11 protein-coding genes and 3 pseudogenes are annotated in these 15,117 nt (G+C 71.0%); 10 read left to right on the top strand and 4 right to left on the bottom strand.

Features of this window, described 5'->3' with window-relative positions; translation table 11 throughout:
- Positions 1 to 1,184, bottom strand: a 1,184-nt coding sequence (locus IE239_RS12355; RefSeq protein WP_190149297.1) for an IS4 family transposase, incomplete at its 3' end; no start/stop codon positions are given.
- Between the two features lie 399 nt (positions 1,185 to 1,583).
- Between IE239_RS12355 and IE239_RS12350 the strand changes: the two genes are divergently transcribed.
- From IE239_RS12350 to IE239_RS12335, 4 genes and pseudogenes are all read left to right on the top strand, one after another.
- Positions 1,584 to 2,401 (top strand): IS5 family transposase gene (locus IE239_RS12350; RefSeq protein ID WP_350820039.1). Its coding sequence is split into 2 segments (ribosomal slippage): positions 1,584 to 1,956 and positions 1,956 to 2,401, totalling 819 coding nucleotides; the frame shifts between segments, so codons are not numbered across the junction.
- Between the two features lie 73 nt (positions 2,402 to 2,474).
- Positions 2,475 to 3,013 (top strand): annotated as a pseudogene (locus IE239_RS12345) (winged helix-turn-helix domain-containing protein); the annotation flags it as partial.
- 107 nt (positions 3,014 to 3,120) lie between these two features.
- A complete protein-coding gene (locus IE239_RS12340; RefSeq protein ID WP_434093286.1) occupies positions 3,121 to 4,713 on the top strand; it encodes an ISL3 family transposase in 1,593 nt (530 codons plus the stop codon).
- A gap of 37 nt (positions 4,714 to 4,750) precedes the next feature.
- Positions 4,751 to 5,281, top strand: a pseudogene (locus IE239_RS12335) (transposase); the annotation flags it as partial.
- Positions 5,282 to 5,319: 38 nt separating this feature from the next.
- Here the strand turns inward: IE239_RS12335 and IE239_RS12330 are convergent.
- Positions 5,320 to 5,502, bottom strand: a pseudogene (locus IE239_RS12330) (tyrosine-type recombinase/integrase); the annotation flags it as partial.
- Between the two features lie 317 nt (positions 5,503 to 5,819).
- Between IE239_RS12330 and panD the strand changes: the two are divergent.
- Both panD and IE239_RS12320 read left to right on the top strand, forming a co-directional pair.
- The gene (gene panD, locus IE239_RS12325; RefSeq protein ID WP_190149295.1) at positions 5,820 to 6,239 is read left to right on the top strand and encodes an aspartate 1-decarboxylase; all 420 of its coding nucleotides are present in this window, start codon (positions 5,820 to 5,822) and stop codon (positions 6,237 to 6,239) included.
- Between the two features lie 47 nt (positions 6,240 to 6,286).
- A complete protein-coding gene (locus tag IE239_RS12320; protein ID WP_190149294.1) occupies positions 6,287 to 6,634 on the top strand; it encodes a GNAT family N-acetyltransferase in 348 nt (115 codons plus the stop codon).
- Between the two features lie 607 nt (positions 6,635 to 7,241).
- Here IE239_RS12320 and gnd read toward each other — a convergent pair.
- Positions 7,242 to 8,681: an NADP-dependent phosphogluconate dehydrogenase gene (gene gnd, locus IE239_RS12315; RefSeq protein WP_190149293.1), complete on the bottom strand. Its 1,440-nt coding sequence runs from the start codon at positions 8,679 to 8,681 to the stop codon at positions 7,242 to 7,244.
- 191 nt (positions 8,682 to 8,872) lie between these two features.
- Here gnd and IE239_RS12310 point away from each other — a divergent pair, with 191 nt between their 5' ends.
- A complete protein-coding gene (locus IE239_RS12310) occupies positions 8,873 to 10,117 on the top strand; it encodes a transglycosylase family protein (RefSeq protein ID WP_190149292.1) in 1,245 nt (414 codons plus the stop codon).
- Here IE239_RS12310 and IE239_RS12305 read toward each other — a convergent pair.
- Complete coding sequence (locus IE239_RS12305) at positions 10,107 to 11,513, bottom strand: DMT family transporter (RefSeq protein WP_190149291.1); 1,407 nt, start codon at positions 11,511 to 11,513, stop codon at positions 10,107 to 10,109. The two genes, IE239_RS12310 and IE239_RS12305, sit on opposite strands and share 11 nt — an antisense overlap.
- Before the next feature lie 182 nt (positions 11,514 to 11,695).
- Between IE239_RS12305 and IE239_RS12300 the strand changes: the two genes are divergently transcribed.
- From IE239_RS12300 to glgC, 3 genes are read left to right on the top strand one after another with little or no spacing between them, the layout of a single operon-like run.
- Positions 11,696 to 12,505 carry a (2Fe-2S)-binding protein gene (locus tag IE239_RS12300; protein ID WP_229878046.1) on the top strand — a complete coding sequence of 270 codons (810 nt, stop codon included), beginning with the start codon at positions 11,696 to 11,698 and terminating at the stop codon, positions 12,503 to 12,505.
- Between the two features lie 38 nt (positions 12,506 to 12,543).
- Positions 12,544 to 13,704 carry a glycogen synthase gene (glgA, locus tag IE239_RS12295; RefSeq protein ID WP_190149290.1) on the top strand — a complete coding sequence of 387 codons (1,161 nt, stop codon included), beginning with the start codon at positions 12,544 to 12,546 and terminating at the stop codon, positions 13,702 to 13,704.
- Positions 13,705 to 13,757: 53 nt separating this feature from the next.
- On the top strand, positions 13,758 to 14,978 hold the full coding sequence (glgC, locus tag IE239_RS12290; protein WP_190149289.1) for a glucose-1-phosphate adenylyltransferase: 1,221 nt from the start codon (positions 13,758 to 13,760) through the stop codon (positions 14,976 to 14,978).
- Positions 14,979 to 15,117 lie beyond the last annotated feature (139 nt).

Genomic DNA, 15,117 nt, shown 5'->3' with positions numbered 1-15,117 from the left:
GTGAAGGAGATCCGGTCGGGATCGACCTCACCTTGTTCGGCTGCGTGGACTTTGAGAGCGCATAGTGCCTGGTAGACGGTGAGGAGTGCGTAGATCTCCTGGCAGATGAGCTCGGGGGTCCTGGAGCGCAGGATGAAGCCGGCGCCCCGCAGGCGGTTTTTGAGTTCGGCGAAGCCGTTCTCGATCTCCCAGCGTTGTTGGTAGAGCTGGGCCAACTGCCGTGCGGACGCTTGCCGGTGATCCAGCAAACTGGTCGCCAGGCGGAACTTCTCCACCTGGGGCGGCCCGTGCTGGGGCCGGACGGTCACGGCGTAGTCGATGATGCGCACAAGGTGTCCTTCGGGCAGCCCTGTCGGGGTGCGGCCGTGGAAGCGGGCGTTGCCCAGGCGCTGGCCTGCGGCCGGGGTGGGCATGACGGACACGTACGAGCCGTCGGGCAGAACCCACAGCGGTGGCAGGACGAGGTTCTTCTTGATCCGCCAGGCGAGGTGGCTGCCGGTCGCTTCGACCAGGCCCCACAGTTCATGGCCGGCGAAGTTGCGGTCGGCCAGCAGCAGTATGCCTGGCCGCAGGGAGGCGAGCAGGCGTCGGGCGAGCTTGTGCTCGCTGAATCCGGCGATCGAGTCGAAGGCTGCGTCGATGATGGCGTGGGTGCCGCACTCGATCAGGGCCATCAGTCTGACCTGTGGATTTCCGCTCTTGTTGGTGCCGTCGCGGCCGGTGAATCCGAACGCGGCGGCATTCTCGGGGGTGTCCGGGACGTCCAGCGCGGTGCCGTCCCAGGCGACCAGTCGCAGGCCGAAGGCGAATGCTCCTGGGGTCGTGGGTGTCGCCTGGGTGCCGCACCTGCGTTCGAAGAGCGCCTGGAACGGCTTGTCTCCCAGGCGCTGGCGGGCTCTGGTGAGGGCCGAACTGGTGGGCAGGCGTTGAATGATCCCGCCCGGCAGGTGCCGCAGTTTCTCGGTCAGGGTCCGCAGGACCGCCCGGTATCCCGGCGGCCCGGTGCTGTCGGAGCTGCTGAACAGGCACAACCCCAGGACGAAGTAGACCACCGCGCGGGCCGGCAGGAGCCTGCGGCGCCGCTCGGCCCTTCCGGTCAACTCCAGTACCTCGTCGACCACTTCGGGGGTGATCTCCTCGGTGAGTACGCCGAGCCGGATCCGGTCGCCGAACTGCGGCTCCAACCGCCTTCGGGAGCTTCGAGGGGATACCGGACGGGCCGCCGTCGTGACGGTTGAGGCAACAGTGATGGCAGACTGAGCGCCCAACGGGGCTCCCTCGCAGACAGTCGGATCTTGGTCGATCTTCTGTCCTACCGGGAGCCCCGTTGCCATGTCCCGAGATCATCTGGCGCATCACCAGATCGGGGCGGATCTCCCCATGCACCCCAGGGGCCTACCCACCCAAAACCACCATCAGTAGGCGCTCTACCTGCACTGATGCGCTAAATCACCGGCATTGCTGGTCAGAGGCACTTTCTGCTTGCCTGTTCACTTGCCGGACAGCCTGCTTCATGAAAGCGCGAGGCTAACAAAAGCGGTTTGATCATGTAACTGTCTGCTTGCTCGCTCGTTGATGTGATCATGGCGAAGCGTCAGTCGCGGCCGTGGATCGTGTCGGACGAACTGTGGTCGCTCATCGAGCCGTTGCTGCCCGAGCCGCCGCCGAAGCAGGTGGAGGGGCGGCCGCGGGTGCCGGGCCGGCAGGCCCTGTGCGGGATCCTGTTCGTCCTGCACACCGGCATCCAGTGGGAGTGCCTGCCCCAGGAGCTCGGCTTCGGGTCGGGCATGACGTGCTGGCGCCGCCTGGCGGCCCGGAACGAGGCCGGTGTCTGGGGCCAGCTCCACCAGGTGCTGCTGAACAAGCCGCGGTCGAAGAACCAGCTGGACTGGTCCCGGGCGGTGATCGACTCCTCCCACGTGAGGGCCGCACGCAAGGGCCCAAAAACGGGCCCAGCCCGGTCGACCGCGCACGACCGGGCAGCAAGCACCACATCCTCACCGACGGCCAGGGCATCCCGCTCGCGGTGTCGCTGACCGGCGGCAACCGCAATGACGTCACCCAACTCCTGCCGCTGTTGGACAAGGTCCCGGCCGTGGCCGGCGTCGTTGGCCGGCCGCGCAGGCGCCCCGACACGCTCTTCGCCGACCGGGACTACGACCACGACAAATACCGCCGGCTCCTGCGGCAGCGGGGGATCTGCCCGGTGATCGCCGAACGGGGCCAACCACACGGCACCGGCCTGGGCACCTTCCGCTGGGTCGTCGAGCGCACGATCTCCTGGCTGCACGGCTTCCGCCGCCTGCGCATCCGATGGGAACGACGAGATGACATCCACGAAGCCTTCCTCGGACTCGCCGTCTGCCTGATCACCCACCGAGACGTCCAGATGCTTTGTTAGGGCCAGTTACTGAGGTTGAACTCGTGGTGTCGTAGGGGCTGACGGCTCGTCGCTCGTGCGGTATCACCGGGGCATGCGGTATCCACAAGGAGGCGGGCTGACCGCCGAACGGCAGCAGTTCCGCGAGGGGTTACGGCTCCGGGCGGCCGAGCGGTTCGCCCGGGGTGAGGCGAGTTCGGTGATCGCCAAGGACCTGCGCGTCAGTGTCCGGTCGGTGCAGCGGTGGCGGCAGACGTGGGAGGAGGGTGGGCCGCGGGCTCTGCGGTCGCAGGGGCCGGCGTCGTTGCCGAGGCTGAGCGAGAAACAGTTCGCGCAACTGGAGGCGGAGCTGGCCAAGGGGCCTGCCGCGCGCGGCTGGCAGGACCAGCGCTGGACCCTGGGCCGGATCAAGACGGTGATCGGTCGGCGCTTCCACCTGACCTACACCATTCAGGGTGTGCGCAAGCTGCTGGTGCGCAACGGCTGGTCCTGCCAGGTTCCCGTCCGCCGGGCCCTGGAACGCGACGACGAGGCCGTGGCCGGCTGGGTGAAGGAGACTTGGCCCTGCGCGGAAGACTCGCGGAGGTCCGTGGAGCCTGGCTCGTCTTAGAGGACGAAGCCGGTTTCTCCATGGGTTCTGCCAAGATTTTCGTGAAGCGGTAACGGAGTGTCATGCGCCGTCGATGTGCTTGGTCTGTGCTGCGCTGCGCCGGTGACGCGCCAGTGGAGGCAGCAGGACGCTGCGATCGTGTGAAACGACGTTGCAGCAGCTCCTCCCGTGCCTGGCCGCGGTGCTGGTGGAGCAGGTGCGGGTGGAGGACGGGAAGCTGTTGGTCGTTGCCCGGACCCGGGATGGCACGGTCGTGGCCTGCCCCGACTGCGGTACTCCGGCTCGGCGGGTGCACAGTCGCTATCGGCGGCGCCTGGCGGATGCCGGCCTCGGCGGGCGCCCGGTGGTCATCGACCTGTGTGTCCGGCGCTTGTTCTGCGACACCGCACGCTGCGCCCGTCGGACCTTCGCCGAGCAGGTGGCAGAACTGACCGTGAGGTACGGCCGCCGCACGGTCGTCCTCGAAGAGATGGTGCAGGCGATCGCTCTGGCCCTGGCAGGGCGGGCAGGTGCCCGGCTCGCGGCTGTCCTCAGCATCCCGATCAGCCGGAGCACCCTGCTCAATGTGGTGATGGCGATGCCGGATCCTCCCCGGCCTTGCCTGCGAGTGCTCGGCGTCGACGACTTCGCGACCCGCCGGGGGCGGAGTTACGGGACCGTGCTCGTCGACCTGGACTCGCACCGCGTCTTGGACCTGCTGCCCGGCCGCGAGAAAGCACCCCTGGTCGCCTGGCTGTCCGAGCACCCCGGCATCGAAATGATCTGCCGGGACAGAGCCGGCGCCTATGCAGAGGCAGCGAGCGCCGGAGCGCCCCAGGCCCGACAGGTCGCCGACGCGTGGCACCTGTGGGACAACCTAGCCCACGCGGTCGAACGCACCGTGATCGCTCATCGGTCCTGCCTGACACCACCGCCGTCAGAGCAACGCGAGCCCACGCCGGCGGCAGCACCCGATGCTGCCCTCAACCCGGACACCGGCGTCGAGAAGTGGCTGGTCACTCGCACGCGGGAGCGCTACCGGGAGGTCCAGGACCTGCTGGCCCAGGGATGGACGATCAGCGCGATCGGACGTGAGCTGGGACTGGCCCGCCACACCGCCCGCCGCTACGCGCGCTGCGAGAACCCCGACGCCCTCGCCGACCGCGCCATCCGCACCACCCGGCTGGATGCCTACCGCCCCTACCTGATCAACCGCTGGAACCAGGGCTGCACCAACGCCTCCACGCTCTTCCGGGAGATCCAGGCCCAGGGTTACCCAGGCCGCACACCTCAAGCAGTCCGCCGTTTTCTGCGCCCGTTACGCGGCACCGTGAAGACGGCGCCGGCACCGCCGCCAAAGCCCCAGGACCTCAGCGCGTGGATCACGCGTCACCCCGGACACCTACGTGCTGAGGAGGAACGACAACTCGACGATCTTCTCTCCCGCTGCTCGCAGTTGACCGCACTCCGAAACCACGTCCACGCTTTCGCCCGCATGATGTGCGACCGCACCGGCACCGATCTCCCGGCATGGATCCGTGCCGTCCGCGCCGACGACCTACCGCATCTGCACGCCTTCAGCGACGGACTCGAACGAGATATGGACGCCGTCATCGCAGGTCTCACCCTGCCCTGGAGCAGCGGCCCCGTCGAAGGCCACGTCAACCGAATCAAAATGCTGAAACGACAGATGTATGGACGGGCCTCGCTCCCGCTCCTACGCAAGCGAGTACTCCTCGCATGACACTCGGTTACCGCTTCACGAAAATCTTGGCAGAACCTCTCCAACGCCGCCGCAGGCGAAGACCTGGTCGCCCCGTGGCCGGACCCCGGTGGTGCGGGTCCGCGGCCGCTCCCGCAGACGCATCTCCATCGCAGCGTTGACCTGCTACAAACCCGGTCACCGCTCGAGGCTGATCTACCGGCCCCGCCGCGACGACGGCAACCGCGACGGACACAAGAGTTTCTCCTGGCGCGACTACCGCGACCTGCTGATCGCCGCGCACCGGCAGCTCGGCGGCCCGATCGTCCTGGTCTGGGACAATCTCAACGTCCACAAGGCCGTCGGCCTGCGGGAATGGGCGGCAGCCCAGGACTGGCTGACCATCTACTACCTGCCGCCCTACGCGCCCGACCTCAACCCCGTCGAAGGCATCTGGTCGCTGCTGCGGCGCGGCTGGCTCTCCAACGTCGCCTTCAGCACCCCCGAACACCTCGTCCAGACCATCCGCCGCGGTCTCCGCCACATCCAGTACCGCAGCCACCTCATAGACGGCTGCCTCACCGAGACAGGACTGACCATCAGCCCCTGATCACCGAAGACGACATCACGAGTTCAACCTCAGTAGCTTTGGAGGCGAAGTCTGACGTGGGCATAGACGCCCGCGGTGACGCCGATGTGGGCGTGGCCGAGCAGTTCCTTGATGATGACGAGGTCGCCACCCTGTTCCAGGAACAGGGTGGAGGTTGAGTGGCGGAGGTCGTGGCAGTGGATGCATCGGAGTCCGGCCCGGTCGAGGAAGGTGAGGAAGGTGGAGAAGCGGTGGGTTAAGGCAGGGGTCGAGGCGACACTGGGCGGGCCGCATGCTACCGATTCTCAACTCACCTAACGATGCGTCGGGTAAGTCAGCGTGCACTCAGCATCAGTCCCGCACGGTTCTTCGCGCACGAACCGAGTCGGTGGCCCCGCGGCGGCAGCCTGGTTGGCGCAGCAATACGCAGGCGGGGTGCCCGGTCGCAGCAGCGCACGATGTTCGTGGAGGTCTTCGACTTAAGGGCATGTCGATGTACAGTGTGGGCAGCCCCTGACCTGCAGAAAGCCGGCAGGGAGCCGTCTTACAGGAGTCCAAAGTGCTGCGTACTCTGTTCAAGTCCAAGATCCACCGCGCCACCGTCACCCAGGCCGACCTGCACTATGTGGGATCGGTGACGATCGACGCCGATCTGCTCGACGCCGCCGACCTGTTGCCGGGTGAGCTGGTGCACATCGTCGACATCGACAACGGGGCGCGGCTGGAGACCTACGTCATCGAGGGGGAGCGCGGTTCGGGTGTCGTCGGCATCAACGGAGCCGCCGCCCATCTCGTGCACCCCGGTGATCTGGTGATCATCATCAGTTACGCTCAGGTGACCGACGCCGAGGCGCGGGCGCTCGAGCCGCGAGTCGTGCACGTGGACCGCGACAACCGGATCGTGGCCCTGGGGGCGGACCCTTCGGCCCCGGTGCCCGGCTCCGACCAGGAGCGCAGTCCGCACGCGGTGTCGGTCTGATCGACGCAGCGCGCGTACCGTCCGCACCCATCGCACCGGGAGTGCCCATGAGCGACATCGAGATCCGCGACGACCGGGCGGCCGGCCGCCTCGAAGCCCTCGGTGACGGCGGCGAAGTCGTCGGCCGCATCGAGTACTTCGTGCTGGAGTCGCCCGCGCCCGCGCTGGTTCCGGTGCACACGATCGTCGAGCCGGCTCACGAGGGCAAGGGCATCGCGGGGTCGCTGGCGCGCGAGCTCTACGCCCTGTCCGCACGCCAGGGCGTGCCGGTGGCGCCGCTCTGCCCCTACGTCGTGAAGTGGGCCGAGCGCCACCCGGACGAGGCGCCGGTTGCGGACCCCGCGCTGCTGAGGGCCGCCAAGGACTGGCTGCGGGCGCACCCGGGCCGGTTCTGACGTCCGTGCGGCGGGCAGCGGCGCCCGGCGCCCGGTGATCGGGACCCCGCGTCGGCCGTCGTCGCCGGGGCCGGGCCGGAGCCGGGGCCGTCCGTCCGGGTGAGTGCGGGAGGCGGCCCCGGGTAGGCGGGGGAGTAGTTCAGAGCCACGCCCCGCAAGCGGCCGGAGGACACGATGACCGACCCGTACCCCGCCCCCGCCCCCGTCCCGCCCGGACCGACGCCCGGCCCGGAACCGGTCCCGCCGGACCCGTTCCCGCATCCGGCGCCCACGCCCGAGCCGCAGCCGCCCGGACCCCAGCCGCCCGGGCCCGGACCCCAGCCGCCCGGGCCCGGACCGACGCCTCCACAGCCCGGACCGACGCCTCCACAGCCCGTCCCCGCCCCGGACCCGTCCCCGATCCCGCCGGGACCGGAGCCGGTTCCCAGCCCGGAACCCGGCCCGCCCCTCAGCTGACCCCTCCGGCCTGAAGCGCTGGCGGCAGGCGGCTCGACACCGCCCGCCGCCGCCGCTGCCGCCGGCCGCCCGCCGCTGCCGCCGGCCGCTCTTTACGCCTGCGCCGCCGCTCACGCGGGTCGTCTTGCGCGCGGCCGCCCGCCGGGCAGGGCTACGCGTCCACTTCCGAGCGGTCGCCGCCCCACAGCGTGTGGAACGAGCCCTCGCGGTCCACACGACGGTAGGTGTGCGCGCCGAAGAAGTCCCGCTGGCCCTGAGTGAGGGCCGCGGGCAGGCGTTCCGCACGCAGGGCGTCGTAGTACGCGAGCGCGGCGGCGAAGCCGGGCGTGGGCACCCCCTGGAGCGTCGCGGACACCAGCACCTCGCGCCACGCGTCCTGGGCGGCCGCGATCTCCGAGGCGAACGTCGCGTCGGAGAGCAGGCTCGGAAGGTCCGCGCGGGCGTCGTACGCGGCGCGGATCCGGTCGAGGAAGGCCGCGCGGATGATGCAGCCGCCGCGCCAGATCGCGGAGACGGCACCGAGGTCGATGTCCCAGCCGTACTCCTCGCTGCCCGCGGCGATCTCGTGGAAGCCCTGGGTGTAGGACACGATCTTCGAGGCGTACAGCGCCTGCTCGACCCGGTCGGCGAAGGCCTGGGCCTCCGCCTCGCCCAGCGGGGACGCCTTCGGGCCCGCCAGCTCGCGGGAGGCCTCGCGCAGCGCCGCGTGACCCGACAGCGAGCGGGCGAAGACGGCCTCCGCGATGCCCGACACCGGGACCCCGAGGTCCAGCGCGATTTGGACGGTCCAGCGGCCGGTGCCCTTCTGCTCCGCCTGGTCCACCACGACGTCCACGAAGGGCCTGCCCGTCGCCGCGTCCACGTGGGAGAGCACCTCGGCCGTGATCTCGATCAGGTAGGAGTCGAGGCGGCCGGAGTTCCAGGTGCGGAAGACGTCCGCGATCTGCGCCGGCTCGTATCCGGCGACGTCTCGCAGCAACTGGTAAGCCTCGCCGATGAGTTGCATGTCGGCGTACTCGATGCCGTTGTGGACCATCTTCACGAAGTGGCCGGCGCCGTCCGGGCCGACGTGGGTGACGCAGGGCGAACCGTCAGCCGCCTTCGCGGAGATCTTCTCCAGCATCGGGCCCAGTGACCCGTACGACTCCGGCGAGCCGCCGGGCATGATGCTCGGGCCGTGCAGCGCGCCCTCCTCGCCGCCGGAGATGCCCGCGCCGACGAAGTGCAGACCCTGCTCGCGCAGCTCGCGCTCACGGCGGCGCGTGTCGGCGAAGTGCGCGTTGCCGCCGTCGATGATCATGTCGCCGGGTTCGAGCAGCGGCGCGAACTCGCGGATCACCGCGTCGGTGGGCTCACCGGCCTTCACCATGACGACCAGCCGGCGGGGCCGCTCCAGCGCCGCGACGAACTCCTTGGCGGTCTCGGCCGCGATGAAGTCGCCCTCGCCGCCGAACTCCTCGACCAGGGCGTGTGTACGGGCCGCGGTCCGGTTGTGCAGCGCGACCGTGTAGCCGTTGCGCGCGAAGTTGCGGGCGAGATTGCGCCCCATCACCGCAAGACCCGTGACGCCGATCTGGGCTGAAGTGCTCATACGGTTGGCTCCTTGGAGAGGTGTGCCTGTCAGTATCGTCCTCGGGGCCATCCTGACGGGTTCCGGGCCCCGTTTCCCGGCGGGTCCCCCTCGTGCCCCCGGGCGAGCCGGAGCGGCCGGTTGTCGCCTTGTCATGGCCTGTTCGGGGCCCTTACTTTTGCCGCTCCTGACGCCTGTCGAGGGGGATCTCCATGGCCGTACGCGGCCGGCACCGCCGGTATCAGCCGAACAGGATCAACCGAGCCTCGCTCACCGTCACGGCGGGCGGCGCCGGCATGGCGATACCGCTCATCGGCGCGGGAGCCGCCCAAGCGGCCGACGTGGACACCTGGAACAAGGTCGCCGCCTGCGAGTCCACCGGCGACTGGAGCATCAACAGCGGCAACGGCTACTACGGCGGACTGCAGTTCACCCGGTCCACCTGGGAGGCGTACGGCGGCGCCCGGTACGCGCCCCGCGCGGATCTGGCCACCCGGGACCAGCAGATCGCCGTCGCCGAGAAGGTGCTGGAGGGGCAGGGCCCCGGCGCGTGGCCGGTCTGCTCGGGGCGGGCCGGACTGGACCGGGGCGGCGACACCCCCGACGTTCACCCGGACGGCACCTCGGCGACGAGGGCCGGGGCGTCCGCCAGGCACTCCGCCGGTCCGGCCGCCGAGGCGCCGAAGCCGTCCAGGACGTCCCGGGCCTCCCTCGACGACGTGCGGCCCCAGAGCACCCCGCAGTCCCGGGCGGGCACCGCGCGGATGTACACGGTCGTCCGTGGCGACACGCTCTCCGGCATCGCGGACGCCGAGGAGGTCAGGGGCGGCTGGCGCGGGCTCTACGCCGCCAACCGGACGACCGTCGGCGCCGACCCGGATCTCATCCTGCCGGGTCAGCACCTCAGCCTGAACGGCCGGGCGAGCGCCGCGCGGACCCCGGGCAGGGCCGAGCACCACGCGGAGAAGCCGAAGACCTCCCCGGACGCCAGAAAGAGCAGACCGGCCAAGAGCTCCGGGGACAAGGCCGCGCACGGCAAGGTGAGGACCGGACATTCCTTCGTCGCCCCCGTCGGCGCGGCCACCGGAACGCCGTACCACGCCGCCGGGTCCTCCTGGTCGAAGGGCTACCACACGGGTGTCGACTTCCCCGTCCCCACCGGCACCTCCGTGAAGGCGGTGGCGGCGGGCGAGGTGGTGAGCGCGGGCTGGGGCGGCTCGTTCGGCTACCAGGTCGTCATCCGGCACGACGACGGCCGCTACACGCAGTACGCCCACCTGTCCGCGATCTCCGTCCGGGACGGGCAGTCGGTGAGCGGCGGCCAGCGCATCGGCCGTTCCGGCTCCACGGGCAACAGCACGGGCCCGCATCTGCACTTCGAGGTGCGGACGGGGCCCGGCTTCGGTACCGACATCGACCCGCTGTCCTATCTGCGGTCCCGTGGCGTCAGGATCTGACCCGCTCCCGGTGCCGGTCCACGACCGGCATCGGGACGAACAGACCTCCGTACAACGGGGTGTAGAACGACGGAGGCACGTCCGGGGCGGACGGCTCCTCCTCGTAGGGGTCGCCCCCGGCGCCGTCCGGGGACGACGCCGGCACGGGCGCCGGCCGCTCGTCGCCGCCCTCCGCCGGCAGATTCCCGAGCCGCACGCCTTCCAGTCCCACGCCTTCCAGTTCCACGTCGTCGAGTCGCATGCTCTCCAGCAGCACGCCGTCCAGCAGCGGGTCGTGCTGCCGTGCGTCGGCCTGCGATGTGTCGACCTGTCGCGCGTCGACCTGTCGTGCGCCGTCCCGGGGCGCGTCCGGCAGGTCGCGGACGCCGCTCAGGAGCGCGCCTTCCGGTGACATGGTGGCCGACTGCTCCGGTAGCCGGAGCGCGGTTCCGCCGCTCACGCTCATCGAGCTCCCGCCCCCGCCCGTCGTCATGACGGGCTCGGCCGGCTCGGCGCCGGGCGTCCCGGGGGCCCGGCCCGCGGTCGAGGTCGCGGACCCCGACCCGGTCTCCGCCGTCCGCGGGCGGCTCGTCTGCAGCCGCTCCGTCGTGAGCAGGATCAGGCCACCCGCGGCCACCACACCGCAGCTCAGGGCGAGCACGGTGCCCGTGGTGCCGTGGCGGAAGGTCTCGCCGAACATCGTGATGCCGACGGCGGCCGCCACCACCGGGTTGACCACGGTGAGCGTCGCCAGCGGGGCCGCAAGGCCCGCACCCCGGTAGGCAGCCTGCGACAGCAGTATGCCGGACGTGGCCAGCACGCCGATCACGGCCAGGGAGGGGAGGTCGACGACCGAGACGCCGTCGCTCCAGTCGACGGCGACGGTCTTGGTGAACACCGAAGACATGCCGAACGCCACGCCGGACGCGGTCGCCAGGAGCATGCTGCGGACCGCGGGGTGCCGGTGCGCGGCCCGGCCGGCGATCATCAGGGTCACCACCGCGCCCGCCGTGACCACGGCCAGGGCCATGCGCTGCGCGGTGCTCAGCGACTGCGCGTCGGACGCCCCGACCAGGGAGAGCAGACCCGCGAGACCGACCGTCGCCATGATCGCGCCCCGCCACGCCGTCGCCCCTGCCCTGCGGCCGACGAACAGCGCCGCCATGGGCAGCGCGAACACGATGGTCAGCGCCCCCAGCGGCTGGACCAGACTGAGCGGACCATAGGCCAGCGCCACCACGTGCAGCAGCCCGCCGAGACCGTTCAGCGCCACCGCGGCCCACCAGCCCGGGCGGCGCAGCGGGGCGTACTGCCCGGGGGGCGAGGACACCGCGACATGCTCCTGCACGATCGCTCCGCCCGCGTACGCGACAGCGGAGACGAGCGACAGGACCACGGAGAACGCGAGGGCGCTCATGAGCCGCTCCTCTGCGTGAGGCGGGGGCACCCGGCCCGGCGCGGCGAACAGTCGTCATCCATGACCAACACGATGCCCTGTCGATCTGTTCCCGTCGTCGTCCCTGAGCACCCAATGAGTCCTACTGCCGATGGAGTACGACGGGCCCGCAGTCCTCCCCCAGGCGGGTGACGGGGCCGGGGATGCCCCTGATCACCGACCCCGACGTCTCCTTGGTACTACTGGACTCCGTGAATCTCGACGCCGGTCTCGCCGCGCTCCGTCCGCTCGGCGGCTTCTTCGCCCTGCACACCCCCGCGGACGGCACGGCAGGCCCGGCCCCAGAGCTGCCGACCCTCGCGCGGGTCTACCGGGACCCCGCCGGCGGCGCGCCGCCGGGGGCCCACGGGGATCCGCTGACGTTCCGGGTCCGCACGGTCGCCTCGGCCCTGCGCGCCCCGGAGGACCGGATCGGCGCCTCGGTCGCCCAGCAGGGTCTGGCGGCCCGGCTGTGGTCCGTCACGCTGGGCTGCGCGGTGCTGTACGGGTGCGTCCCCGACCTCGCCCCCGAGCTGCTGCGCTGGGACCCTGCCGGGTCCGCCCCGGACGACCTGTGGCTGACGCGGGTGCGGCCCCGGCCGGGGGACGCGGCGACCGTCGCCCGGATGGTCGTCGAAGACCACCTGGAACCCCTGTCCGCGGCTCTGCGGGCCCGTCACCGGGTCGCGGCGGGCCTGCTGCGGGGCAACGCCGGATCAGCCCTGGCGGCGACCGCCCGGCTGCTGGAGCAGTGGGCCCGTGCCCACGGCCGTCCCGATGCCGCCGCCCGCGCGCGTGCCCTCACCGCCGAGCTGTTCGCCCACCCCGGCCTCGCGGGCGCCGGCGCCTTCACCGGGGCGGCCTTCCGCCGGCGCAGCTGCTGTCTTTACTACCGGGTGCCCGGCGGAGGTCTGTGCGGCGACTGTTGCTTCACACGACCCCCTTGCTCTTCCCCATGCGCCCCGTCTGGGTGACCATGAAAGGGAACAGATCGCGAAGATGGGGGTTACGGGTGCGAGTGGGACTGCTGACCCGGGAGTTCCCCCCGGACGTGTACGGCGGCGCCGGCGTCCACGTCGAGTTCCTGGCCCGCGAGCTGCGGCGGCTGGTCGACGTCGAGGTGCACTGCTGGGGCGAGGGCCGCACCGACGGCGTACAGCGCCACCGTCCCTGGTCGGCGCTGGACGGGGCCAACGACGCGCTGCGCACCTTCTCCGTGGACCTGGCCATGGCGGCCGCCCTCGAAGGCCGCGAGCTGGTCCACTCGCACACCTGGTACGCCAACCTCGCCGGCCACCTCGCCAAGGAGCTGTACGGCGTTCCGCACGTGGTGACCGCGCACTCGCTGGAGCCGCTGCGGCCGTGGAAGGCCGAGCAGCTCGGCGGCGGCTACGCCCTGTCGAGCTGGGCCGAGCGGACCGCCCTGGAGGCCGCCGACGCGGTGATCGCCGTCTCCGGCGCGATGCGCGACGACATCCTCGCCTGCTATCCCTCGCTCGCCCCGGACCGGGTGCACGTCGTGCACAACGGCATCGACACCGCGCTCTACCGCCCCGACCACGGCACCGACGCCCTCGCCCGGATCGGTCTCGACCCGGATCGCCCGTTCGTGCTGTTCGTCGGGCGGATCACCCGCCAGAAGGGCGTGCCGCATCTGCTGCGCGCCGTCCAGGGCATCGACCCGGCGGCGCAGGTCGTGCTCTGCGCCGGCGCGCCCGACACCCCCGAGATCGACCAGGAGTTCCGGGACCTCTTCGGCCGGCTGAGCCGTGCCAGGGACGGCGTGCACTGGATCCCCAGGATGCTGCCGCGCCCCGAGGTGATCCAGCTCCTCACGCACGCGGCCGTGTTCGTGTGCCCCTCCGTGTACGAGCCCCTCGGCATCGTCAACCTGGAGGCGATGGCCTGCGGCACGCCCGTGGTGGCCTCCCGGGTCGGCGGGATCCCGGAGGTCGTCGAGGACGGCGTCACCGGCACGCTCGTCCCCCTGGACGACGAGGGCGACGCCTTCGAGGCGGGCCTCACGCGCGCGCTCGACGAGATCCTCGGCGATCCGGCGACCGCGCGTCGCATGGGGGAGGCGGGGCGGAGCCGGGCGGTCGGCGAGTTCGGCTGGGACGCGGTGGCCCGGCGTACGGTCGGACTGTACGAGGAGATCCTCGAACAGGCGTAGACAGCCCCACGCCGGGGCAGCCATGGGTATCAACCAGGGTGAGGGGAGCGGCCATGCGTCGTGGTGGGCCTTCGGTGCTCGGGATCGTGCTGGCGGGCGGTGAAGGCAAGCGGCTGATGCCGTTGACCGCGGACCGTGCCAAACCGGCGGTCACCTTCGGCGGCACGTACCGTCTCGTGGACTTCGTGCTGTCCAATCTCGTCAACGCGGACATCCTGCGCATCTGCGTGCTGACGCAGTACAAGTCGCACTCGCTGGACCGGCACATCACCACCACCTGGCGGATGTCGAGCCTCCTCGGCAACTACGTGACGCCGGTCCCGGCCCAGCAGCGGCTCGGCCCGCGCTGGTACCTCGGCAGCGCCGACGCCATCCTGCAGTCGCTGAACCTCATCTACGACGAACGGCCGGAGTACGTGGCGGTCTTCGGCGCGGACCACGTCTACCGCATGGACCCGCGCCAGATGCTGGAGCAGCACATCGACAGCGGCGCGGGCGTGACCGTCGCCGGCATCCGGGTGCCGCGCGGCGAGTCCTCCGCCTTCGGGGTGATCACTCCCGGCTCGGACGGCCAGACGGTCGAGCGGTTCCTGGAGAAGCCCGCCGACCCGCCGGGACTGGTGGACGACCCGGAGTCCGTGTTCGCGTCGATGGGCAACTACATCTTCACGACGAAGGCGCTCATCGAGGCCCTCCAGCGCGACTCCGAGGACGAACGGTCCGTGCACGACATGGGCGGCTCGATCCTGCCCCAGCTCACCGAGCGCGGCGAGGCCGGCCTGTACGACTTCCACGACAACCACGTGCCGGGGGAGACCAGCCGCGACCAGGGCTACTGGCGCGACGTCGGCACGCTCGACGCCTATTACGACGCCCATATGGACCTGATCGCCGAGCGGCCCGCGTTCAACCTCTACAACCGCACCTGGCCGATCTACACCCACTCGGGCCAGTTGTCCCCTGCGCGTTTCAACGCGGGCGGCATCGCCGGCGAGTCGATCATCAGCGCGGGGTGCCTGATCCGCGGACAGGTCACCCGTTCGGTCCTGTCTCCCGGCGTCGTGGTCGACCCCGGCGCGGTGGTCCAGGGCTCGATCCTGCACGACAACGTGCACATCGGGCGGGGTGCGGTGGTCCGCGGGGCGGTCCTGGACAAGAACGTCGAGGTCCCTCCGGGGGCGACCATCGGGGTGAACCCGGAGCGCGACGCGGAGCTGTACACCGTCTCGAAGGCCGGCGTGATCGCCCTGGGGAAGGGCCAGCGGGTCACGTAGGCGCCCGGGCGGAGGGCCGTCGGCGGGCGGCGGGCGGCGGTACGGGTCGTGGGACGCCGTGAGACACGGACTTAATCCGATGTTAACTGTGCGTAGCACGATCGTACTTGACCGTAATCGGTGGTGAGAGGTTGACTGC

The sequence above is a fragment of the Streptomyces humidus genome, from assembly GCF_014649655.1.
Classification (GTDB): domain Bacteria; phylum Actinomycetota; class Actinomycetes; order Streptomycetales; family Streptomycetaceae; genus Streptomyces; species Streptomyces humidus.
Note: the sequence above shows the minus strand (reverse complement) of the source record. Positions and strands in the feature narration are given on the sequence as shown.

Coding starts and splice junctions, on each gene's coding strand:
- IE239_RS12320 (WP_190149294.1), top strand. CDS start 6,287: ATGAGCGACATCGAGATCCGCGACGACCGGGCGGCCGGCCGCCTCGAA.
- gnd (WP_190149293.1), bottom strand. CDS start 8,681: ATGAGCACTTCAGCCCAGATCGGCGTCACGGGTCTTGCGGTGATGGGG.
- IE239_RS12310 (WP_190149292.1), top strand. CDS start 8,873: ATGGCCGTACGCGGCCGGCACCGCCGGTATCAGCCGAACAGGATCAAC.
- IE239_RS12305 (WP_190149291.1), bottom strand. CDS start 11,513: ATGAGCGCCCTCGCGTTCTCCGTGGTCCTGTCGCTCGTCTCCGCTGTC.
- IE239_RS12300 (WP_229878046.1), top strand. CDS start 11,696: ATGCCCCTGATCACCGACCCCGACGTCTCCTTGGTACTACTGGACTCC.
- glgC (WP_190149289.1), top strand. CDS start 13,758: ATGCGTCGTGGTGGGCCTTCGGTGCTCGGGATCGTGCTGGCGGGCGGT.